Source organism: Haloferax sp. AS1, from assembly GCF_014530665.1.
Classification (GTDB): Archaea; Halobacteriota; Halobacteria; order Halobacteriales; family Haloferacaceae; genus Haloferax; species Haloferax volcanii.
This window is the reverse complement of sequence record NZ_SPSA01000003.1, coordinates 347,428-369,524: the sequence shown is the minus strand read 5'-3', so window position 1 is coordinate 369,524 and position 22,097 is coordinate 347,428. Positions and strand designations below refer to the sequence as shown.

General features: G+C 65.4%; 20 protein-coding genes. 11 read left to right on the top strand and 9 right to left on the bottom strand.

Annotated elements, in window-relative coordinates; genetic code table 11:
- Positions 1-100 precede the first annotated feature (100 nt).
- Positions 101-1,168: a glycoside hydrolase family 105 protein gene (locus E4P24_RS18550; RefSeq protein ID WP_188149013.1), complete on the bottom strand. Its 1,068-nt coding sequence runs from the start codon at positions 1,166-1,168 to the stop codon at positions 101-103.
- A 187-nt stretch (positions 1,169-1,355) separates the two neighbouring features.
- Between E4P24_RS18550 and E4P24_RS18545 the strand changes: the two genes are divergently transcribed.
- Positions 1,356-2,129: an IclR family transcriptional regulator gene (locus E4P24_RS18545; protein WP_115803557.1), complete on the top strand. Its 774-nt coding sequence runs from the start codon at positions 1,356-1,358 to the stop codon at positions 2,127-2,129.
- 18 nt (positions 2,130-2,147) lie between these two features.
- Here the strand turns inward: E4P24_RS18545 and E4P24_RS18540 are convergent, their stop codons facing one another.
- From E4P24_RS18540 to E4P24_RS18525, 4 genes are all read right to left on the bottom strand, one after another.
- A complete protein-coding gene (locus E4P24_RS18540; RefSeq protein WP_188149012.1) occupies positions 2,148-3,599 on the bottom strand; it encodes an aldehyde dehydrogenase family protein in 1,452 nt (483 codons plus the stop codon).
- A gap of 140 nt (positions 3,600-3,739) precedes the next feature.
- Entirely contained in the window at positions 3,740-4,648 is a 909-nt protein-coding gene (locus tag E4P24_RS18535; RefSeq protein ID WP_115803559.1) for an AEC family transporter, read from the bottom strand.
- 98 nt (positions 4,649-4,746) lie between these two features.
- On the bottom strand, positions 4,747-5,781 hold the full coding sequence (locus tag E4P24_RS18530) for an SGNH/GDSL hydrolase family protein (protein WP_006599991.1): 1,035 nt from the start codon (positions 5,779-5,781) through the stop codon (positions 4,747-4,749).
- 643 nt (positions 5,782-6,424) lie between these two features.
- Positions 6,425-7,363 carry a dihydrodipicolinate synthase family protein gene (locus tag E4P24_RS18525; RefSeq protein ID WP_188149011.1) on the bottom strand — a complete coding sequence of 313 codons (939 nt, stop codon included), beginning with the start codon at positions 7,361-7,363 and terminating at the stop codon, positions 6,425-6,427.
- A 209-nt stretch (positions 7,364-7,572) separates the two neighbouring features.
- Here E4P24_RS18525 and E4P24_RS18520 point away from each other — a divergent pair, with 209 nt between their 5' ends.
- Complete coding sequence (locus E4P24_RS18520; RefSeq protein ID WP_006599993.1) at positions 7,573-8,412, top strand: NAD(P)-dependent oxidoreductase; 840 nt, start codon at positions 7,573-7,575, stop codon at positions 8,410-8,412.
- An 81-nt stretch (positions 8,413-8,493) separates the two neighbouring features.
- Here E4P24_RS18520 and E4P24_RS18515 read toward each other — a convergent pair whose 3' ends face one another.
- On the bottom strand, positions 8,494-8,955 hold the full coding sequence (locus tag E4P24_RS18515; RefSeq protein WP_188149010.1) for a universal stress protein: 462 nt from the start codon (positions 8,953-8,955) through the stop codon (positions 8,494-8,496).
- A gap of 108 nt (positions 8,956-9,063) precedes the next feature.
- On the opposite strand from E4P24_RS18515, the gene E4P24_RS18510 reads away from it, so the two are divergent.
- From E4P24_RS18510 to E4P24_RS18480, 7 genes are all read left to right on the top strand, one after another.
- A complete protein-coding gene (locus E4P24_RS18510) occupies positions 9,064-9,285 on the top strand; it encodes a hypothetical protein (RefSeq protein ID WP_004061687.1) in 222 nt (73 codons plus the stop codon).
- Positions 9,286-9,456: 171 nt separating this feature from the next.
- Entirely contained in the window at positions 9,457-11,256 is a 1,800-nt protein-coding gene (locus E4P24_RS18505; protein WP_115861496.1) for an ABC transporter substrate-binding protein, read from the top strand.
- A gap of 73 nt (positions 11,257-11,329) precedes the next feature.
- Complete coding sequence (locus E4P24_RS18500) at positions 11,330-12,334, top strand: ABC transporter permease (RefSeq protein WP_013034964.1); 1,005 nt, start codon at positions 11,330-11,332, stop codon at positions 12,332-12,334.
- Between the two features lie 2 nt (positions 12,335-12,336).
- Positions 12,337-13,359: an ABC transporter permease gene (locus E4P24_RS18495; protein WP_008573163.1), complete on the top strand. Its 1,023-nt coding sequence runs from the start codon at positions 12,337-12,339 to the stop codon at positions 13,357-13,359.
- A 45-nt stretch (positions 13,360-13,404) separates the two neighbouring features.
- Positions 13,405-14,475 carry an ABC transporter ATP-binding protein gene (locus E4P24_RS18490; RefSeq protein ID WP_004041065.1) on the top strand — a complete coding sequence of 357 codons (1,071 nt, stop codon included), beginning with the start codon at positions 13,405-13,407 and terminating at the stop codon, positions 14,473-14,475.
- A complete protein-coding gene (locus tag E4P24_RS18485; RefSeq protein ID WP_188149009.1) occupies positions 14,472-15,533 on the top strand; it encodes an ABC transporter ATP-binding protein in 1,062 nt (353 codons plus the stop codon). The genes E4P24_RS18490 and E4P24_RS18485 overlap by 4 nt, the downstream gene beginning before the upstream one ends.
- Before the next feature lie 173 nt (positions 15,534-15,706).
- Entirely contained in the window at positions 15,707-15,925 is a 219-nt protein-coding gene (locus tag E4P24_RS18480; protein ID WP_004041067.1) for a hypothetical protein, read from the top strand.
- Between the two features lie 143 nt (positions 15,926-16,068).
- On the opposite strand, the gene E4P24_RS18475 is transcribed toward E4P24_RS18480, so the two are convergent.
- Together E4P24_RS18475 and E4P24_RS18470 are read right to left on the bottom strand one after the other, a co-directional pair.
- Complete coding sequence (locus E4P24_RS18475) at positions 16,069-17,199, bottom strand: enolase C-terminal domain-like protein (RefSeq protein WP_006599996.1); 1,131 nt, start codon at positions 17,197-17,199, stop codon at positions 16,069-16,071.
- Positions 17,200-17,307: 108 nt separating this feature from the next.
- Entirely contained in the window at positions 17,308-18,735 is a 1,428-nt protein-coding gene (locus E4P24_RS18470; RefSeq protein WP_188149008.1) for a sulfatase-like hydrolase/transferase, read from the bottom strand.
- A 56-nt stretch (positions 18,736-18,791) separates the two neighbouring features.
- Between E4P24_RS18470 and E4P24_RS18465 the strand changes: the two genes are divergently transcribed.
- Together E4P24_RS18465 and E4P24_RS18460 are read left to right on the top strand one after the other, a co-directional pair.
- A complete protein-coding gene (locus E4P24_RS18465; RefSeq protein WP_223174120.1) occupies positions 18,792-20,408 on the top strand; it encodes a glycosyl hydrolase family 28 protein in 1,617 nt (538 codons plus the stop codon).
- Between the two features lie 169 nt (positions 20,409-20,577).
- Complete coding sequence (locus E4P24_RS18460; protein WP_004041071.1) at positions 20,578-20,994, top strand: heme-binding protein; 417 nt, start codon at positions 20,578-20,580, stop codon at positions 20,992-20,994.
- A gap of 84 nt (positions 20,995-21,078) precedes the next feature.
- Here the strand turns inward: E4P24_RS18460 and E4P24_RS18455 are convergent, their stop codons facing one another.
- Entirely contained in the window at positions 21,079-21,948 is an 870-nt protein-coding gene (locus E4P24_RS18455; RefSeq protein ID WP_188149007.1) for an SMP-30/gluconolactonase/LRE family protein, read from the bottom strand.
- Positions 21,949-22,097: the final 149 nt, after the last annotated feature.

Sequence of the window (22,097 nt, the reverse complement as noted above, 5' to 3'; positions counted from 1 at the left end):
AGTGTCTCCTGTCGCGGGAGTTCGTTCGTCAATGTGCGCCGGAGCGCATAACTGTGGTGCCGGGCCGAAAGAGTCGAAACGAACGCTGGGGACGAAGGTCTCAGTCGAGCGCGGCCGCGGCCATCAGGAACCAGCCCTGTCCGTACGGCGTGTCCGTCAGCGGGGCCTCGGGGCCGCCCGGCGGGCCGGCGACGCGGTTGACCGCGCCCTCCTCGCCGACGACGCGAGAGACGGCTGCGAGCCCGTCTTCGGCGGGTCGGCGGTAGGTCTCCGCATCGAGGATGCCGAGGTCGATGCCGCGGGCGAACGCGTAGGCGAACATGAGCGTCCCCGACGATTCGAGCGGCGTGTGCGGGTCGTCGACGAGGTTGTGCCAGAAACCGCTACCGTCTTGGAGCGGAAGGAGCGCCTCGCAGTGCGACCGGAACAGGTCGAGGAGGTCGTCGCGCTTCGGATGGTCCTCGGGGAGCCGTTCGAGCACGTCCGCCGAGGCGGCGGCGGCCCAGCCGTTGCCGCGCGCCCAGAACGCGCCCTGCGGGTAGTGGTTCGGCTGTTCGACCCAGATGTGGCGGAACAGCCCCGTGTGGCCGTCGCGGAGGTGCGCGGCGTGAATCAGAATCTGCTCGACCGCCTCGTCGAAGGCGTCGGCGTCGCCCGCGGCCGCGCCGTAGCGGGCGAGGAAGGGACACATCATGTAGACGGAGTCTATCCACAGCGACTTGATGCCCGCGAGGTCGGGGTCGTGGTGGGGGATGCCGCCGTCTTCGGTCCGCTCGAAGGACAGAAGCGACTCGTAGGCGCGCTCGGCCGCGTCGAGGTAGCGGTCCTCGCCCGTGCGGTCGTAGAAGTCGAGGACGCCGTGACCGATGGCGGTGCTGTTGTTCGTGTTCATGCACTTCTTGACGGTCAGCTCCCAGCTCGCCTCGTACTCGCGGCCGTGGCTGAACACCTCTATCGGGTAGCTCGGGCCGTAGCTCAACTGCCCGGCGTCGTTCTGTGTCGCCACCGCGGTGTCGACGAGGTGCTTCGCGCGCTCGACCGACTCGGCTCCCCCCTCGGCGAGCAGGCCGTTGATGGCGACGCCGGTAATCCACGACTGACCGTCGATGTCCAGCGACCTGAGGTACGAGGCGGCGCGCTGGACTGGTGTAAGCTCGTCTATTGGCATGAGTACAGTACCCACACGAAGACGTGCGAGGATGAAAAATGTATCCCATGGCGTCGCGCCACCACCGGACGGCGGCCGCGCGGGCCAGTCGGTCAGCCAGTCCGGAGCCGGGGGTACTCGTTCGCCGCGACAGACACGTTCCCCAGGCGGGAACAAATATATACGGCTCTGGTTCGACTACCACACCATGAGCTCCCCACCGAACAAACGCCCCGGTCGAACAATCCGCTCGGTCCAGATAGCGTTCAATATCATCGACCTCCTCCAGGAGGAGGCGGGCATCGGCGTGACGCGAATTGCCGACGAGCTCGGCCACTCGAAGAGCACCGTCCACAGCCACCTCCGGACGCTCGAAGAGCGCCGCGTCATCGTGCGCGAGGGCGACGGCTACCGGCTGGGCCTGCGGTTTCTCGACGTGGCTTCGCACGTCCGCGACCAGATAGGCAACTTCGACATCGTTCAAAAAGAGGTCGACTCGCTGGCCGAGGAGACGGGCGAAATCGTCCAGTTCGGCGTCGAGGAGTACGGCAAGGTCTCGTACCTCCACAAGGCGCAGGGGGAACACGCCGTCGAGACGCTGTCGCGGGTGGGGACCCAACAGCCGATGTACTCCACGTCGCTGGGCAAGACGATTCTGGCGTACCTGCCGCCCGAGCGCATCGAGGAAATCGCGGCCGCGATGGAGTACGAGCCCAAGACGGCGAACACCATCACCAGTCCGGAGGAGCTGTTCGAGGAGCTCGAAACCATCCGCGAGCAAGGGTACGGCATCGACGACGAGGAGAACATCAACGGTCTGCGCTGCGTCTCTGCGCCCGTCAAGAACGACGAGACGATTCTCGGCGCGATTAGCATCACCGGCCCGTCGAGTCGGTTCACCGAGGACCGCCTGCACGGCGAACTCGCGGACTACGTCCGGAGCGCCGCGAACGTCATCGAACTGAACACGAAGTTCTCCTGAGGGCGCGGGGCCGGCGGCTCAGTAGTTCTCGTAGATGGTCTTCACCGACGAGAAGAAGTCGAGGCCGGCGTCGCCCTGCTCGCGGTAGGTGTTCGTCGACGAGTCCTTGTAGCCGCCGAAGGGGACGTGGAGTTCGAGGCCGGTCGTCTTCTCGTTGATTTTCGCGACGCCCGCTTCGACCTCGTTGACGAAGCGCTTGCCCTCGCTGAGGTCCTGCGTGACGATGCTGGCCGACAGGCCGTAGTCGACGTCGTTGGCGAGGGCGAGCGCGTCCTCGAACGAGTCGGCCTTGACGACCGCCAGCACGGGGCCGAAAATCTCTTCTTGGGCGATGCGAGCGTCGTTTTCGACGCCGGAGAACACCGTCGGCTCGACGAAGTAGCCGTCGTCGTAGTCGTCGCCGGAGAGCCTGCTGCCGCCGGCTTCGACCGTCGCGCCCTCCGAGGACCCGATGTCGACGTATTCGAGCGTCGTAGACAGTTCGTCCTCGGAGACGTGCGGGCCCATGTCGGGGTCGTCGAGGCCGTCGCCGACGACGAGCGAGTCTGCGTAGTCGGAGACGGCCGCGACGAACTCGTCGTACACGTCCTCGTGGACGATGGCGCGCGAGGTGGCCGTACACGACTGGCCGGTCGTGCCGAACGCGCCGACGCCGACGGTCTCGGCGGCGTCTTCGATGTCCGCGCTGGGCATGACGACGGTCGGGTTCTTGCCGCCCATCTCACACTGGACGCGCTTGAGGTCGACCGCGGCCGTCTCGGCGACCATCGTCCCCACGGCGGTGCTGCCGGTAAAGGAGACGCCGTCGATGCGCTCGCTCTCGATGAGCGGGCCGCCGACCTCGCTCCCGGAGCCGGTGATGGTGTTCGCCACGCCGGCCGGCAGTCCAGCGTCGTCGAGACATTCGAGGACGATGGCGACGACGCCCGGCGCTTCGGACGCCGGCTTGAGGACCGCGGTGTTGCCGGCGGCGAGCGCCGGGGCGAGCTTCCAGACCGGGATGGCGATGGGGTAGTTCCACGGCGTGATGAGCGCGACCGTCCCGAGGGGTTCGTGCTTCGTGTAGAGGTCCTTCCCGGGGGCGCTCGCGGACTTGACGGTGCCGCCGAAATCCCGCGCTTTCGCGCCGTAGTAGTGGAAGATGTCGATGGCGCGCTGTACCTCGCCGCCCGCCTCGGAGCGCGTCTTGCCCTCCTCGCGGACGAGCACCTCGGTCGCCTCTTCTTTCCGCGCGTCGAGGTTGTTACCGGCCTCGCGGAGAATCGCGCCGCGGGACGGACCGGGCGTCGACGCCCACTCGTCCTGCGCGGCGACGGCCGCGTCGAGCGCCGCCTCGACGTCCGCCTCGGTGGACGCCGGGTGGACGCTGACGACTTCGCCGGCCGCCGCGGGGTTCGTCACTTCGAACGTCTCTCCCGACTGGGAGTCGGTCCATTCGCCGTCGATGAAGTTACCGTAGGTTCTCGACATTCGACCTAGCCATGCACAGCCATCACTAAGTAAGCTTCTCATGGCGAGCGCGGATGGCCGCCGCGCGCTCGTGGCCGTCGCAAGGTGTGAGCGAAGCGAATTCGCGAGGTTCGGACTGGTATCGACGAGTCGCCGCCGCCTCAAAGGAGGAACTGGAGGACGACGAACAGGGTGGCGACCGAGACGGCGGTGGTCGCGAACACGTTCATCGACGCGAGATCGGCGTCGCCGCCGAGTTCGTTCGCGTAGATGAACGACGAGACGGCGGTCGGCGTCGCGAGCATCGTCACGCCGGCTTGGACCGTCGACCAACTCGACGCGAACGTCGAGAAGACGGCGAAGGCGAGAAGCGGCATCAGGACGACTTTGCTGCCGACGACGGCCCCGACGGTGCGAAAGTCGAACGACTCGGTGGAAATCGTGAGCGACGCGCCGATGGAGAGCAGCGCCACGGGGAGCGCGAGCGAGGAGAGCGCGTCGAGCCCCGTCAGAAGGACGCCGGGGACGCCGAGGCCGAGCCCGGAGAAGGCGAGCCCCAACACGAGCGCCGGAATGACCGGCGTCTTGAGCACGCCGACGAACTCCTCTTTGAACGATACGTCAGCGCCGTTGACGAGCACGAGGACCGTGATAGTGAGCGGGACGTGGGTGAGCGCGCCGATGCCGAGGATGACGGCCGCCTTCGCAGACGCCAGCGAACCGAACGTCGAATCGACGAGCGGGAGCCCGAGGAAGCCGAGGTTCGAGTAGTACGACTGGACGATGGCGACACTGCGAACCGAGTCGGGCGACACCCGCCGGTGGACGACCCAGCCGACGGCGAGCATCGTAAAGAGGACGAGCCAAAAGCCCAACACGAGCGTCGGCTCGATGACTTCGCGAATCGGCTGGTCGTACGTCGAGGTGAACACGAGCGCGGGGAGCGCGAAGGCGAACGCGAAGAACGTGAGTTTGTCGCGGCGGCCGCTGTCGAGGAGGCCGAGACGCTTCGCTAGCGCCCCGAGGCAGAGCACCCCGAGCATGTAGCCCAGATTTGCGGCGACGGTCATACACGTCCATCGAACAGGGGGGTTCTTCCGTGTTACGCTCGCGGAGATTTCGTTCGGGTAGTTCGACCACGAGAGCGCCTGAGAACCGCGTATTCCAGTTAATCGTCCATGAGAGATTCGAGCTCGCGCGCGAGGCGCTCGCCGATGCGAATCATCGCGTCGTCGCCGGGATGGACGAGGTCGGTCGTCATTCCGCTGGCGGTCGGCAAGAGGTCGGGACCCTCGACGAGGTGGACGTTGTCGTAGCCGCACTCGGTGACCACGTCGCGGAGGTGTTCGCGGAACGTCTCGGAGAGCGTCGCTTCCTCGTGGTCGCGCTTGTACTCGCGCACGTGCGGGAACAGCGTGATACAGGCGACGGGTTTGGACGGGTTCGCCGCGGCGACGGTTTCGACCATGTCCGCGGCGCGCTCGCGGAACTCGTCGGGCGAGAATCGGCCGACCATATTCACCGACAGCGAGAGCGTCGCCACGTCCCAGTCGTCGCGGGCGGCGATGTGCTCGGCCATCGCGGGGTCGCAGTAGGCTGTCCCGCAGGAGCCGAGATTTATCGGGTCCGCACCGAGTCTCCGGGCCGTCTGGTTAACGTACGTGAGCATCTCCGCCGACGGGTCCTCGCCCTCGGTAATCGACGTGCCGTACGCGAGGTATCGGAGGCTCGGAACCTCGTCGGCGGTCGGCGGCCGCCGCGCGCCCTCGACGCCGTGGTAGTAGATGTGGCCGCCGCGGTGGTCGCCGGGGAAGACGAGTCGGCACACCTCGGGCGCGTAACGCATCTCGCCGGTCGCCGCCGGGTCGAGGTCGGACAGCGACTCCGGGGGAGACAGTTCGACCGTCTTCGGCTCCGGCCCGAGCGTGAACTCCTCGCCCGTCGCCTGAAAGTCCCCCCAGAACGGCCGAACGAGGCTGTCTCGCTCCTCGGAGGAGAGCGTGATTCGAACCGTCTCATCGGGGACGAGTCGAATCTCGGTTCCCGCCGGGTGAGACATCCGCGTCTGCGCGCCGGTGTTCAGGCCGCTCCTGACGGCCTCCGGAACGCGGAGCAGTCGAAGTCCCTCGTGCGGTCTGACCCGCTGGAGCGCCCTGACGTTGTGGAACTGAACGTCGTCGTGCTGGATATCGTCGTGCTGCATACCGTGTGAGTCACGCACACGCCACACCTACTTATCCCTACCTCCGGCGACCGACGCGCGGCGACGGGCGCGCCGGTGCTGGACGGAGACAGACGCCGAAGTGGCATCATCGGTTCCCGAGGCGGGAAAATTACAGTCATATGATTGTAATATATGGGCGGATATAGCGTCGAATTCGCGCGTTCGTCGTGAGTGACGCACAGCCGACCAAAACGCCAACCCTCCCAAACCCAATCTAGAGCCCACAGAGAGGCCTAAATCCGAATATTCGCCACCGGGGAACGCAAAACCCATCCAGAGTGAATAATTGGGCACGATTCGCCCGATGTTCGTTCCCCACCGGCGAACAAGATGGAGTATGACGCTGCCCTCGTGCGGTCAGTCTGGGAATGTAGCCGCTCAACTGCCGGAGCTGAAGGTGTGTTATGATTGGTGCGGGCCGGGAGTCCGGTGGGGGACGAGCGGGCCGGTGAGACGTGAAAACGGCTCAACAGGGAGCGAGGGAACGTCGAGACGGCGAAAAATGGGGTGGGGTGCTTCCGACGGCTGCCGTCGGGTAGCGTCAGGCAGGTGCGGTGAGCGTGGTCAGTCGATATCGGTGCGGTCGGAGTCGTCGGTGCGCGCCCGGGTCGATGTCGATGAGTCAGTCGATGACGCGGGCGATGCCGTCGTCGAGTTCCTCGTACAGTTCCTCGGCGCGGCGCTCGTCGTCGGCCGACAGCGACCGAATCGGCTCGCGGACCGACCCGCCGTGCAGGCCGGCCAGTTCGAGGCCCTTCTTCACTATCGGGACGCTTATCGCGCCGGGAAGGTCGTTGTCGGTTCCCGTCTCGCCGCGGAGAGCTTGGAACGGGAGCGTCAGGTCGCGAATCTCGCGGGCGCGTTCCCAGTTCTCCTCGGTGAGCGCCTCGAACAGCGCGAGGCCGATTTCCGGGCGGAAATTGCTGACGCCCGCCGAGAACCCCTCGATGCCCTCGTTCCAAAACGAGACGGCGTAGGGTTCCGCGAGGCCGTCCACCCAGACCACGTCGTCGTCCGCGACGGCGACGGCGGAACCGAGTTTGACCGGGTCCTCGATGGCGTACTTGACGCCGACGACGCCCTCGATGCGCGAGAGGTCGCGGAGGAAGGAGACCGAGGGGTCGAAGCCGCGGACGTAGGGAACGAGCGGCGTGTCGGTCGCGGCGTCGAGTTTCTCGTAGTAGCGGATGAGTCCCCGCTCGTGGACGTAGGTGTGGTCCGGCGGCATGACCATCATGGCGTCCACGCCGACGCGGTCGTAGGCTTCCATCAGGTCCGTCGCGGCCTTCGTCGACCCGCCGACGCCGGCGAGGACGCAGGCGCTGTCGGGGAGCGCGTCGACCGCCGTCTCCGTCACGTCGACGCGCTCCTGTTGGGACAGGGAGTGGTATTCGCTGATGTTCGCGGCCGCGAGGAACGACGAGATACCGTCGCCGGAAAGCGACTTCGCGTTCGCTTCGAGTTTGTCGTGTTGAATCTCCAGGTCGTCGTCGAACGGCGTGAGCAAGCCGACGGCGACGCCACGGAGACGACTGCGTACACGGTCGTCTGCGAGTGGCATGGTACAGTCAATCTGAGTCAACCGTGATAAACCCATCGTCAACGCCTGAATCCGGCGTTCACGCGCGTGAGAGCGCCCGCGAGTCGTCCATCTGGTGCGCGGCAGTCAGGCTTCGTGACCCGAACGGGCGGGCCGAAGCGGTACCCGAATTGAAGTCGGACGTCGCGGTCACCCATCAATTTATTACGATTTGGTCAGAGTGGATTCGTATGGACGTCTTGATGACCGGCGTCTATGGCCGGTGCGGCACCGCAGTCATAGACCACCTGCACGACGACGACGCCTACGACTTCACGTACTTCAACCGCTCCGACCGCCCCGACGACCACCCCTACGGCGGCTACGACACCGTCGTCGGCGACGTGTCCGACTACGACGCGCTCGACGGCGCCGCGGCGGGGCAGGACGCGATGGTCCACATGGCGGCGTACCCCTACACCGACGGGACGTGGGAGGACATCTTCGAGCCCAACATCATCGGGATGTACAACGCGCTCGAAGTCGCCCGCGAGAACGAAATCGAGTCGTTCGTCTTCCTCTCGACCAACCACGTCATGGGCGGCTACGAGGACGAGTTCTCCCCCGAGATATACGAGCCGGGTCACGGACTCGTCATCGGCCACGAGGACCCCGTCCGCCCCGACTCGTTTTACGGCGCGTCGAAGGCGTACGGCGAGGACATGGGTCGGTACTACGTCGAGAACTACGAATACCCCAAGCAGTTCTACGCCCTCCGGGTGTGCAGCGTCCGGATGCCGGAGTACGACCACCCCTACGGCGACGCCGAGGCCGCCGTCGAGAACGGCGAGTTCGAACGCGGGAGCGCCGAGTACGAGGAAACCGTCGGGCGCATGAAGGCGATGTGGCAGTCCCGCCGCGACTTCGCCCACGAAATCGACTGCTGTCTGCAAGACGACGACGTCGAATTCGGTATCTTCAGCGGCGTGAGCGACAACCAGCGCCGGTGGTACGACCTCGAACACGCCCGCTCGCAAATCGGCTACCACCCGCAGGACGACGGCGAGGAGTGGGACAGCCCGCCGGAGTAGTCTCGAACGACTGAGTACAGACGGCTACGCGGTCGCGGGGGCAGAAAAAACGAGAGTCGGGTCAGTCCGCCGCGACGACGCTCACTCGGTGTGAAGCGTCACGTAGCCGTCGAAGTTGAGAATCACGAACTGCGCGAGGTCGCCGAACAGCGCCTTTCCGGTCGGCGACCGCTTCCGGCCGAGGATGAACACGTGGTCTGCGCCCTCCTCGTCAGCGACTTCGATGACCTTCTCGGCGCGCTCTTTCTCGGCGGCGATTCGCGGGACGATTTCGTAGGACACCTCGTCGTCGGTCGCGAAGACCTTCCGGGCGACCTCCTCGGCGTCGTTCATCGCGCCCTTGAACGCGTCCTGTTCGGTGTACGACGTGTGCTCGACGTCGCCGATGGTGTCGAGGACCTCCTGGGTCTCCTCGAACTCGTCTTCGGTGAGCGTGACGAGGAGGACGAGGTCGGCGTCCGCGCCGAGCGCGTGTTCTCTGGCCTCCCGGAGGAGGTCCGCGTGCGAGTCGGTGTTCTCGATGAGTACTAATCCTCTGTCCATGCACCCTCATTCCGTCTCGCCTTATCTAAGTCTACCGGGGAAAGGGACGGCGAGGGTGAGGCTGGCCGGGGCAGTATACTGAAATACACCGCGGTACTCTACGCAGACATGCCCGAAACGAGTCTCGCCGACGTGCTCCGCGATTACGAGACCCGAATGAAGCTCGTCCTCGTCATCTCGCTGGCCTCTATCGCCCTGCTTCTCCTCTCGCTGCCGTCTATCGAACCGGGGACGACGACCCACGCGCTCGTCTATCTCCAACTGACGACGTTCGGCGGATTAGCGGTCGTGATGCTCGGACTGTTGCTGTGGACGGCGAGGAGCGCGTGAGACGGGGCGAAAACCAGCGCGAACGGGCGGGGAACTGTTATTTTCTCTATCATGGTTGGGATGGGCAAATCCAGTATCTATATTAACGGGGAGTATCATGATAGATGATACCGCATGGCTGGAAAGCGTTCAACCAACTGGAGTAGACGAGACCTTATCAAGTACGGGGCGGTGGCTGGCACGGCTGGACTGGCCGGCTGCTTCGATAGTTCCGGGCAGACGACCGAAGACGGCAGTACCGGGGACGGCACGGACGGCGGCACGACCACCGAGGGCGGCGCGAGCATCGCCGACGACACCCTCGATTACCCCGCGGGCCGACCCGCGACGGACGTGCAGTTCAACCGGTACAGCCTCGGCAACTACGCGCACACCCTTCAGGACCAACTGTTCGAGGAAGTCGCGCGCGGCTACGCCGACGGGACGGTCCGACCCGACCTGCTCGAAGACATGACCGTCGACGGGCGGACGCTCACGCTGACGTTCCCCGAGGGGTTCAAGTGGTGGAACGGCGACGACCTGACGGCCGAAGACTACTACATCGGTCTCGAAATCGACCGCCTGCAATCGCCCGAGCAGTCGCCCATCGAGAGCAACACGCTGGTCGACGACTACACCATCGAGCGGACGTTCAAGACGGCCGTCTCGCCCAACCTGATGAAGGCGAACGTCGCCGAGACGTTCGTCAACACCCCGCGGTCGATTTACCGCGAATACCTCACCCGCTACGAGGAAGCATCGAGTGAGAGCGAGCGCGAGAGCGTGACGAGCGACCTCCTCGACATGAGCATCACGACCCAACAGCTCATCGACGAGGGGCTCGGCAACGCGCTGTACCGCGTCACCGGCTTCAACTCCTCGGAGACCGTCCTCGAGAAGTTCGAAGACCACCCGTACGCGAGCCGGACGGACATCCCGAAGGTGCGCATCATCCCCGAGACGACCGCCGACGTGGAGTCGCTGTCGGTGAACGACCAGCTCGACATGAACCCCGACGTGCTCATGTCGGAGTCCCAGCAGTCCCGGTACCCGGACAACATCGAGAACGTCTACCGACTCAACTGGTTCCGCACGCAGAAGTTCACGTTCAACTTCAAAAACGAGCACATCGCGCGGCTCCCGGTCCGGCGCGCCATCGTCAACGCGGTGGACTTCGAGTCGATGGTCGCCGCGATGCGGCAGGCCGGGACCGTCGGCGCACCCGCCGAGAACCAGACGGCGCTGCGCTCGACGATTCACGAGGAGTACCTCGGCGAGGACTTCGTCGACCAGCTCATCGACTACCCGGTCGGCAAGGACCTCGACGCGGCGACGCAACTGCTCGAAGACGCCGGCTACACCAAGGAAGACGGGACGTGGGTCGACCCGGACGGCGAGTCGTTCACCTTCACGGTCCTGACGCAGAACAACAACACCCAGGTGCAGGCGACGAAGGTCTTCAACGACCAGCTCAACGCGTTCGGCATCCAGACCGAAATCAGCACGGTCAGCTCGACCGACTACTACCAGCGCCTCCAAACGTACGAGGCGGACATCTTCTGGATATGGCACGTCGCGAAGGCGCTGTGGCACCCGACGGCGTACTTCTCGAACAACTTCTACGGCATCGAGGTCGGTGACCCCTCCAGTGGAAACGAGACCGGCCCGACGGGCAAGCCCTTTACGACGACCATCCCGAGCGAGGTCGGCGCGACCGAAATCTCCGGCAGCGGCAAAGAGATTCAGCCCGCACAGCTGATGAACGACCTGCCGAACTCCGAGTCCGCAGAGCAGGTCAGAGAGCGGACCCGCGACCTCGTCCAGTGGTTCAACTACGCGCTTCCCGACTTCGTCTTCGTCGAGGAAGACTCCGGCTACTGGGGCGACACGCAGGACTTCTCCATGCCGACGGGCGACGACTACGAACTCAACACGAACCGACCGGGCGAGTTCTCCTTCAAAAACGGATGGATTAGCTCCAACTCGCAGTGAGGTGAGACGGCAGCCTCGACGGGCTTAACCACCACAATTAAGCTCTCTCACGCTAGAAGCCAAACTATTAATAATGACACCAAAGTATTTGTTGAAGCGTCTCGGGCAAGCGATACTGACGTTTTTCGTCACGATGACGGTCTCGTTTCTGCTGTACCAGGCCATGCCCGGTGGCCCGACGGAAGCGATGCGGAGCGTGATCCTCTCGCAGAGCGGCGGGAGCGTCGATATCGACCGACTGAACAGGATGATACAGCTCTACACGAACGTGAACCCGGACCAGCCGATGCACGTACAGTATTTCAACTACGCGTCTGACGTGATTCTCCGGCAGGACCTCGGCACCTCGTTCTTCAAAAACGAGGAGGTCACGACGCTCATCATGCAGCGCATCCCGTGGTCGATGTTCATCAGCGTCTACGCGCTCGCGCTGGGCTACTCGCTGAGCATCTTCCTCGGCGTGATGACGGCTTACCGGGAGAAGTCGCGGTTCGACTCCACGGTGTCATCGCTCATCATCGGACTCAACTCGATTCCGTACTACATCGTCGGCGTCGTGCTCATCTACTTCCTCGCCATCCAGAACAACTACTTCCCGACCGGCGGCCGAATCGGCTCGGGCATCGCCGCAGGGTACAATCCGGAGTTCATGCTCAGTCTCGTGCAACACGCGGCGCTCCCGGCGATTTCGATGGGCGCGCTCGCGACCTCCGGCGCGCTCGCCATGCGCGGGAACGCGGTTCGCGTCCTCGGCGAGGACTACATCCGCGTGGCGCAACTCCGCGGGCTCCGCGAGACCCGCATCGCCACGCAGTACCTCGGGCACAACTCCATCCTCCCGATGTACACGCAGTTCATGATCGGCATCGCCGGCGTCTTCAGCAGCGCCGTCATCGTCGAGGAGGTGTTCGCGTACCCGGGCATGGGCCTCCTGATGTTCGAGGCGGTCAAGACGCAGGACTACCCGCTGTTGATGGGCACGCTCCTCGTGTTCACGGCGATTTCGCTGACCGCTATCTTCATCGCGGACCTCACGTACACGCTCATCGACCCGCGCATCTCGGTGGGTGAGGAGTAACCATGAGTGAAGCACATTCCGACACGTTCGACCTGAAAGACCTCTACGAGGAGGACATCGACCCGGACCCCGAATCGGGTGCCGACCGCGCAAAGCGATTCCTCGAAATGAACGTTATCGCACCCGCGCGCATCGCGGCCGACGACTGGCGCGCGCTCGTCGGCGGCGCGATTCTCGCCTTTTTCCTCCTCATGGGCACCGTCGGCGTCTGGCTCGTCGAGCGACCGACGAGCGGTGACGCGCCCGTCCTCGCCGCGCCGTTCGAATCGCTGGCGTACCCGCTCGGCACCGACGTGTTCGGCCAGCCGATTCACGCCCAGCTCATCCACGCGACGCCGGGCATGTTCAAGATGATATTCGCGGGCGCGGTCGTGAGCGTCGGCTTCGCCGCTCTCGTGGGCGTCGTCGCCGGCTTCGAACACGGCACGCGCATCGACTCGTTCCTGATGACCGTCACCGACGTGGTCATCACGATTCCGGGTCTGCCGCTCATCATCGTCATCACGGCCATCTTCCAGCCCGAGAACCCCTACATCGTCGGGGTCTTCCTCGGCATCGACAACTGGCCGGGGCTGGCGCGGACCGTCCGCTCGCAGGTGCTGAGCATCCGCGAGGAGTCCTACGTCGAGGCGTCCGAAATCATGGGCATCCCGCTGTCGTCGATTCTCCGTCGGGACATCCTCTCGCAGCTCATGCCGTACGTGATGATAAACGGGGCGCTCACCTCGCGGCGCATCATCTTCGAGTCCGTGGGGTTGTACTTCCTCGGCATCCTGCCGTTCACCACGTTCAACTGGGGCGTCATGATGAACCTCGCGTACGAGGGCAACGCGCTCACCCGCCCGGACATGCTCCCGTGGATGGTCGCGCCCATGGTCTGCATCTTCCTGCTGTCGTTCGGGCTCGTCCTCCTGTCGCAGGGGCTCGACAGCCTGTTCAACGTCCGCCTCCGGGCGCGCCACGCGAACACCTCGAAGAAAGGCACCTCGAAGAACAACCAATCGCAGGCGACCGGCGGGGACTGACCCCGTGCCAACACCTATAACCAGACGATGACTACCAACCAAGCAATGCGAACGTCGAATCAGAACGACTCGGACCCCGACCAAGACGTCGTGTTCGAAGTCCGCGACCTGGAGGTCACTTTCGGGACCAACCGAGGCGAATCGAGAGTCGTCCGCAACGTCGACTTCGACATCTACCGCAACGAGACGCTCGGGATGGTCGGCGAAAGCGGCAGCGGCAAGTCGATGACGTCGTCCGCGTTGATGAACGCGGTCGTCAGCCCGGGCGAGACCTCCGGCGAAGTTACCTACTACCCGCCCGACGGCGGCGAGCCGATTTCCGTGCTCGACCTCGACGAGGAAGAGCTGCGGAAGTTCCGCTGGGGCGAAGTCGCCATGGTGTTCCAAGGCGCGATGAGCTCGTTCAACCCCGTCAAGAAGGTCCGCGGCCACTTCAGGGAGACCCTCGAAGACCACAACCGCGACGTGGAGGCGGGGCTCGACCGCGCCCGCAAGATTCTGGGCGACCTCTACTTAGACCCCGACCGCGTCCTCGACTCGTACCCCTACGAGCTCTCGGGCGGGATGAAACAGCGCGCGCTCGTCGCGCTCGCGCTCATCCTCGAACCGGAGGTGCTCGTGATGGACGAGCCGACCGCCGCGCTCGACCTCCTGATGCAGCGCTCTATCGTCTCGCTGCTCAAGGAGCTCAAAGCGGAGTACGACCTGACGATTATCTTCATCACCCACGACCTGCCGCTTCTCACCAAGCTCGCGGACCGGCTCGTCGTGATGTACGCGTTCGACATCGTCGAAATCGGCTCGACCGAGGAGATACTGTACGACGCCGCGCACCCCTACACGCGGTCGCTCCTCAACGCGACGCCGGACCTGAACGCCCCCATCGAGGAGATGCAGTCCATCTCGGGGTCGAAGCCCGACCCGGTGACCAACATCCCCGGCTGTTCGTACCGGCCGCGGTGCCCGATGGCCGACGAGTCTTGCGCGGAGGCGGAGCCACCGATGGCGGACCGCGGCGGCGGCCACCGAACCGCGTGTTTCTACCACGACGACGTGTCCGACGAGATTCCGATTCCCGCGATGGAAGCGGCCGAAGAGGGCGGTGAGGCCGAATGAGCGTCGATAACTCCATCCTCTCGGTGGACGACGTATCGGTCCACTTCACGGACAGCAGCGGCTTCCTCGGCCTGTTCGGCGAGCGACAGACGGTCCGCGCCGTCGACGGCATCTCGCTCGACATCGGGGAAAACGACGTGGTCACGCTCATCGGCGAGTCCGGCTGCGGTAAGTCGACGCTCGGAAAGGCCATCATCGGCGCGCAGGAGCCGACCCACGGCTCGATTACCTACCGCGGACAGGATATCTGGGAGGCGAAAAACAGCCGCGACCCGGACATCCCGTTCTCGGAGATTCGGCGGTCGCTCCAGATTATCCACCAGGACCCCGGCAGCGCGCTGAATCCGAACCAGCGCATCCTCACCTCGCTGATGCTCCCCCTGAAAAAGTGGAACCCGAACCTCGGCGAGGAGGAGCGCCGAAAGCGCATCTACGCGCTCCTCGAACGCGTCGGGCTCACGCCCGCCGAGGACTTCGTCGAGCGGTTCCCCCACCAGCTCTCGGGCGGCGAGAAACAGCGCGTCGTGTTGGTTCGGTCGCTGCTTTTGAACCCGGACGTCATCCTCGCCGACGAGGCCATCAGCGCCCTCGACGTGAGCCTCCGGGTGGAGATGATGGACCTGATGCTCGAACTGCAAGACCTGTTCAACACCTCCTACGTCTTCATCAGCCACGACCTCTCGAACGCTCGGTACATCGCCGAGAAGTCCGGCGGCCGCATCGCCGTCATGTACCTCGGCCGCATCGTCGAAGTCGGGCCGATAGAGCAGGTCATCGGTGACTCTCAGCACCCCTACACGCAGGCGCTGAAGTGGGCGACCCCGAACCTCTACGAAGGAGACGAGGACGACGACCTTCCGATTCGGAAAATCGACATCCCCGACCCGACGAACCGGCCCAGCGGCTGTCACTTCCACCCGCGCTGTCCGAAGGCGCGCGAGGTCTGTGAGACGAACGACCCGGGCGCGTTCGAAGACGAGACCGGCCACGCCGCGCGGTGTTTCCGCGCCGACGAAGACCACGAGTACTGGGACAGTCCGAGCATCGTCGACGACTGAACCGGGGTCGCGGACGCCGTGCGCGGCCAACTATCGACCGCCGACCACCGACCGCTGACCGTCAGCCGCTTTCCAGCACCACGTTTTCGCCCCGCAGAGCCGTCCGAGCCGGTCGAACGACCTCCGAGCGAGCAGTATCTATTTGTGTGCGGAGAGCGACCGTGTGGGTACGTATGTCAGTCAACGCATCGCGCGTGCCTTCGCTCCGGAAGGCCGCGGCGTCGAACCGGAACTTCATTATGACCGCGCTCGCCGGCGTCTGCATGATTCTCCTCGCGCGTTTCGTCCTCGACGGGACGATTGCAGGAATGTTCGGCGTCTGGGGCATCTCGCTCGTCGGCGTCGCCGTCGGCGGCTACCTGTTGCTCCGACTCTGGGGCGCGTACAATTGACCTCCGAGACTCGGCCACCGACCGGAACGGCGAACTGAATCACCACTCGGAAAAACGGGGATAGCGTTTCGCGAGCGACCGCCGTCGCGTCGTCGTTCTCTCTCGTCGCACCCGGGGTCGTTCCGTCCCGCCCGCCGAGGCAGTTACGCGACGCGGTTGGCGTCGATGTAGTCCCAGTCGAACGCGTAGCCGAGGCCGGGCGTCTGCGGCAGTTCGACCACGCCGTTGTCGTCGATTTCGTCCGGCGGGTGTTCGAGACCGGGGAAGTACGTCTCGTAGTCGTGCTTCGGGTGCAGGAGGCCGCGCTCGTAGTACCGGCCGGGGAACGCCATCGTCCCGAGTAGTTGGAGGTTCGGCGCGTCGCGGCCGTGAATCTCGCACTCGATGTTGAACGACTCGCAGAGGCCGACCGCCTTCAGCGCCGGCGTGAGGCCGCCAACGTCGTAGACGCCGACGCGGATGATATCTGCGATGTCCCGCTTAATCCACTCGGCGCGGGTGTGCATCCGACCCTCGGCGGTCTCGGGACCGACGACGGCGATATCGAGTTCGTTCGAGAGCCACTCGTAGGAGGACATCGAGTGTTCGTCCATCGGCTCTTCTATCCAGCGGAAGTCGAGGTCTTCGAGCGCCTTCCCGATTTTCTTGGCCTCGCTCCGGCTGTAAAAGTGGTGGGCGTCGAGCATGAGGTCGATGTCGTCGCCGACGCGCTCGCGGACCGCCCGGCAGGCGGCGATGTCCTGTTCGGGGTCGTCACCGAACGGCGGCATCCACGTGTGGAGTTTGACGGCCTGATACCCCTCCGCGACGAGTTCCTCGGCGAAGTCTGCGTACGCCTCGGGCGAGCCGAGTCCGTCGGGGTCGTCGTCACCGACCATCGTACTGCCGTACGCCGGGACCGAGTCACGGGCCGCGCCGATGAGTTGGTAGACCGGGAGGCCGGCGTCCTTGCCGGCGATGTCCCAGAGCGCGCAGTCGATGGGCGCGACGCGCTTGTCAGTGAGCGTTCCCTTGTTCAGTCGCTCGGCCCGACAGAGCAGTTGCCAGAGCTTCTCGCGGTACAGCGGGTTCTCGCCGACGAGGTGCTTCTTGGCGAACTCGTTGGCCGCCTCGTGGCCGCCGCGGCAGTAGCCGTCGGGGCCGCCGTCGACGACGACGTGGGTGATGGTCCGCGTCGACTCCCTCGGCTCGCCGGGGTGGCCGTGACCCTTCTCGTCGGGGTCGATGTGGGACGCACAGCTGAACCGGATGGTACGGATGTCGCTGATCTCCATTCGTGGTAGTCGGTTACGCGGAACGGTCATAAAAGTACGGCGGGAGCGGCGATTTCGAGGGGCCGTGGAGGAGCAAAAGACGAGAGAGAATCCGGCGACGACGACGCGTCAGTCCAGCACGTCCGCCGGCTCCTCGGGGTACGGCTCGCGGACGAGCCGACCCATGTCGATTTCCTGGTACGGCGCGCGCCGGAGCGTCCCGTTCTCGACGAACTCGTCCGCGCTCGCGTCGGCCAGCTTCGCCGCCAGCGCGTCGCGAAGTTCGGCGACGACCTCGGGGTTGTCGGCGGCGCATTCGTCGAGTTCGTTCGGGTCGGCCGCGAGGTCGAACAGCTGTTCGCGGCCGCCGTTGCGCATGAACACGTACTTCCAGCGGCCCTCGCGGACCATCCCGGTGAAGTTCGGCGGGAGCCGCGGCGTCCGGTGGTAGCCGAACAGTCGCTCGCGGGACTCCGCGTCGCCCCGAATCGTCCCGAGCACGTCGACGCCATCGCGGAGTTCCGGGTCGCCCGCAGCGGTCGTCGCAATGCCGAACAGGTCGGTGAGCGACACGAGGTCGTCGCGGCGCTCGCCGGCCGGAAGCTCCGCGGGCCAACTCACGAGAAACGGGACGCGACACGACGACTCGAAGAACGACGACTTCTCCCAGCCGCGGTGGTCACCGAGGAGTTCGCCGTGGTCCGAGAAGAAGCAGAGGAGGGTGTTGTCGGCGTCGTCGCGGGCCTCGACCGCGTCGAGCAGGCGACCGATGCGGCGGTCGACCTCGGAAATCATGCCGTAGTAGTACGCCTTGATGACCCGGACGGTGGTGTCGTCGATGCCGCCCTCGCGGGTCGTCCAGAAGTGGTGGTTCTGGGCGGGAATCTTCTCGTCCATGTGGTCGGTTTCGAGGTCACCTTTCACCGGGTTTCCGAGCCGCTCGGGGTCGTACATCCGGTCGAAGGGCGGCGACGGCGCGAACGGCGGGTGCGGCGGTTCGTACGAGACGAGGCCGAAAAACGGCTCGTCGGTGTCGCGGCCGACGAGGTCCACCGCGCGGTCGGTCATCCACGCCTCGTAATTGTCGTCCGGCGGGAGTCGGTTCTGCTGGGGGAGATGGACCATCGCGCCCTGCCGGGCGGTCGTCTTGACCTCGTGGCCGGTCTCCTCGCGGAACGCCTCGAAACTCAGGTGGTGGTCGTAGCCGAGGTCGATGTCGCGCGGGTGGGCGTGGTACTTTCCGACGAGGAACGTCCGGTAGCCCCGCTCGCGCATGCTCCGGGCGAGGAAGGGGCCGCACCGGTCTTCGAGGTGTCGCGCGTCGCGCTTTTCGTTCCCGAGGTAGCCCGTCGAGACGGCCTCACAGCCGGTTCGAATCGTGTGCCGCGCCGGGATGCAGATCGGGTCCGGCGAGTAGGCGTTGGTGAACGAGACGCCGCGGTCGACGAGGCGGTCGATGTTCGGGGTGTGGATTCGACTGTTTCCGAGCGCCTGAATCGTGTCCGACCGCTGCTGGTCAGTCATCACGAACAGGACGTTTGGGCGAGCATCACTCACGGCCGAACTCCGACCACCAGTAGTATAAAGATAGGTCACCGCGACGGTACGGGTACATGCCACCCGCAGCGAGTGCCTTCGACGTGACAGCCTACGCCGACGAGACGGACGACCTCCAGACCGAGGCGTTTCAGACGGCCATCGACGACTGCTCGGAGTCCGGCGGCGGGACCGTCACCGTCCCCAGCGGGACGTACACCGTCGGAACCGTCCACCTCCGAAGCAACGTGACGCTCTATCTGGAAGCCGGCGCGGTCGTCAGCCCCGCGAAAGACGAGTCCGAATACACGGACAAGTTCATCGGCCCCGACAACGAGCGCATCTTCTTCCTCGCCGAGGACGGGGAGAACGTCACCATCGCCGGCGAGGGCGAGTTCGACGGCCTCGGGACCGAGTTCATGCGGATGGACACGCCCATTCAGGGCCACTCCAACGAGAGCGCGTCGCACCCGCTCATCTCGAACGGCCCCCACGAGGCGCGGCAGGGCGACGCCTACCTCTCGCGGACTGAGGGGACGGACGGCTGGCCCGTCGCCAAGCCCGACTTCCGGCCCGGGCCGATGTTCCGGTTCAACAACTGTACGAACGTCCGCGTCCGCGACGTGACCATCCGCGACATGCCCGCGTGGACGCTGTCGTTCCACGGGACCGAGGAGGTCGATATCCGCGGCGTCGACATCCTCAACCACCTGCTCATCCCGAACTGCGACGGCATCGCGCTCGGCGACACGAAGAACGTCCACATCTCCGACTGCACCATCCAGTCGTGCGACGACAGCATCACCTTCGGCGCGCGCCCCGACGAGCCGGTGACCTGCGAGGGCATCGTCGTGACGAACTGCACGCTCCGGTCGAGCGCCTGCGCCATCAAGTTCGGCTCGGGCACCGACGACACGATTCGCGACTGCCTGTTCCAGAACATCGTCGTGCAGGAATCGAACCGCGGCCTCGGTATCCAGCACCGCGACTCGGGCGTCGTCGAGAACGTGCTTTTCACCGACATCGTCGTCAACTCCAACATGCTCCCCGGCCCGTGGTGGGGCAAAGGCGAGCCCATCTACGTCACGTCGGTCCCGCGGGACGGCGACACCGACCTCGGCGGGATTCGGAACGTGCGCTTCTCGAACATCGTCGCGCGCAGCGAGAACGGCGCGCTCGTCTACGGCTCCGCGGACGCCGATATCGAGACCATCGAGTTCGACAACGTCCGCATCGACCTCGCCGGAAGCGAGCACGCCGACGAGGTGGGCGGCAACTTCGACCTCCAGCCGAGTTCGGTCGTCACGCCCATCTTCGCCAACGACATCGCCGGCGTCCACGTCGAGAACGCCCGCGACGTGACGATGCGCGACGTGACCGTCGAGTGGGACGACGACGGCGACCTGCCCGACTACTACCGGAGCGGACTGGCCTGCGAGGACGTGGACGGCCTGCTGGTCGACGGCTTCGTCGGCCGACAGGCCCACCGCGACGACGACGCGGCGGCGATTTCGCTCTCCGACACGACGGACATCACGGTTCGGAACTCGCGGGCGACCGAGGGAACGGGAACGTTCCTCTCGCTGTCGGACACGGCCGACGAGCGCCTGTTCGTCAACAACGACCTCATCGACGCCGCCGACGCCGGCGACGTGGCGTCGTTCGAGCGGTCGGGGAACGCCCTCCCGCGGTAACCCGTACGTTCAAGCCGACGCGACGACGACAGGGGAACGCGAACACGCGCAGTCGAGTCCGCAGCGTTCGATTCGGTTCGAATAGCCGCATCGCCGTCTGTGGCCGTTCCGGCGGCGGTTCTCCCCGTGAGCGGTGGATTTTTGCTCCGAGCCGCCGACGGTCGAGTCGATGGTACAAGAGCTGACGCTAGCCGAAGCCAAGACGATTCTCGACGCGATGGAGGAGAAAGCCGAGGAACTCGGCGTTCCGCTGAACCTCGCGGTGACGAACAGCGAGGGGAACCTCCTCGGCTTTCGCCGGATGGACGGCGCGAAGCTCGTCGCGAGCAACATCGCACAGAACAAGGCCTACACCGCGGCCGCGGTGAAGAAGCCCACCCACGAACTGAAGGAAGGAGCCGAACCCGGCGGCGACGTGTACGGCCTCCACACCACCGATAACGGTCGCGTCGTCGTCTTCGGCGGCGGGTTCCCGGTCGAACACGACGGCGTCGTCGTCGGCGCGGTCGGCGCGAGCGGCGGCGCGGTGTCCGAAGACATGGAAGCGTCCCAAGCGGGGCTCGACGCGTTCGAACCTCTCCGCTGAGACGCCCGCGTCGGAGTCGCCGCGGTCGGGGTCGATTCCGACAACAGCCACTCCAGCGTCTCTGTCCTCGCGGTCCCGTTTCGGTCAGAAGCGAACGTACGCCGAGCGGTCGGTCTCGGCCGCGTAGAGGCTGCCCGTCATGTCCGCGACGTAGAGCGTCGAGCCGTCCGGCCCGCCGAGCGTGCAGTTCGTCGGGCGGTTCTCGGGGAACGGGTGACGTTCGAGCACCTCGCCCTCCGGGGAGAACACGTATATCGACGGTCCCGGGCCGCCTTTCTCCCAGCCGGCGCAGGCGACGATGTCGCCCGACTCCGTGAGCGTCATGCCGTCGATACCGCGATGGTCACCGAAGTCGTGCAGTATCTCGCGGGGGCCGAGCGACCCGTCGTCGCGAATCGGATAGGCCCGCAGGTCGGTCTCTTGGTCCGGGCCGTAGGTGCATTCTGCGACGTACAGTCGCGACTCGTCCGGCGAGAGGAGGATGCCGTTCGGTCGGTCCATCTCGTCTGTGAGGCGGACGAGTCGCCAGCCGTCGCTCGCGTCCGCATCCACCCGCTCGGCGCGGAAGACGGAGGTGTGACCGAGCAGACCCCGGTCTTTGTCGTCGGGGTCGGTGAACCAGATATCCCCGTCGCGGTCGATTTCGAGGTCGTTCGGCCCGTTGAGCGGCGTCCCCTCGAACTCGTCGACGACGACCGACGCGGATTCACCCGGTGTCAACGCGGCGATGCGGTGGCCCTCGGCCTCGCAGGCGTACAGTTCGCCGTCGCGTCCCTCGTGGAGGCCGACCGCGCCGGCGGTCGAGTCGATGTAGACGCTCGTCTCTCCCGTCCCCGGGTCGTATTCGAGGACCTGATGCTCCATTATCTCCGTGAATCGAACCGCGTCGCCGGTCCAAATCGGGCCCTCGGTGGCCCGAAACGGACCCGCGACCCGCTCGAACTCCCATGCCATCGAGTGGTCGTTCTCCCCGCGGGGACTTAAGCGTCGTCCGAGTCACTCCACGTGCCAAATTGTCAACTAGATTTCCGATTTCAGAATCACTTCTGCGAGATGGAACGGGGCGAACGAGTCGGGTGCAACCAAGCCGGAGAGACGGTTCG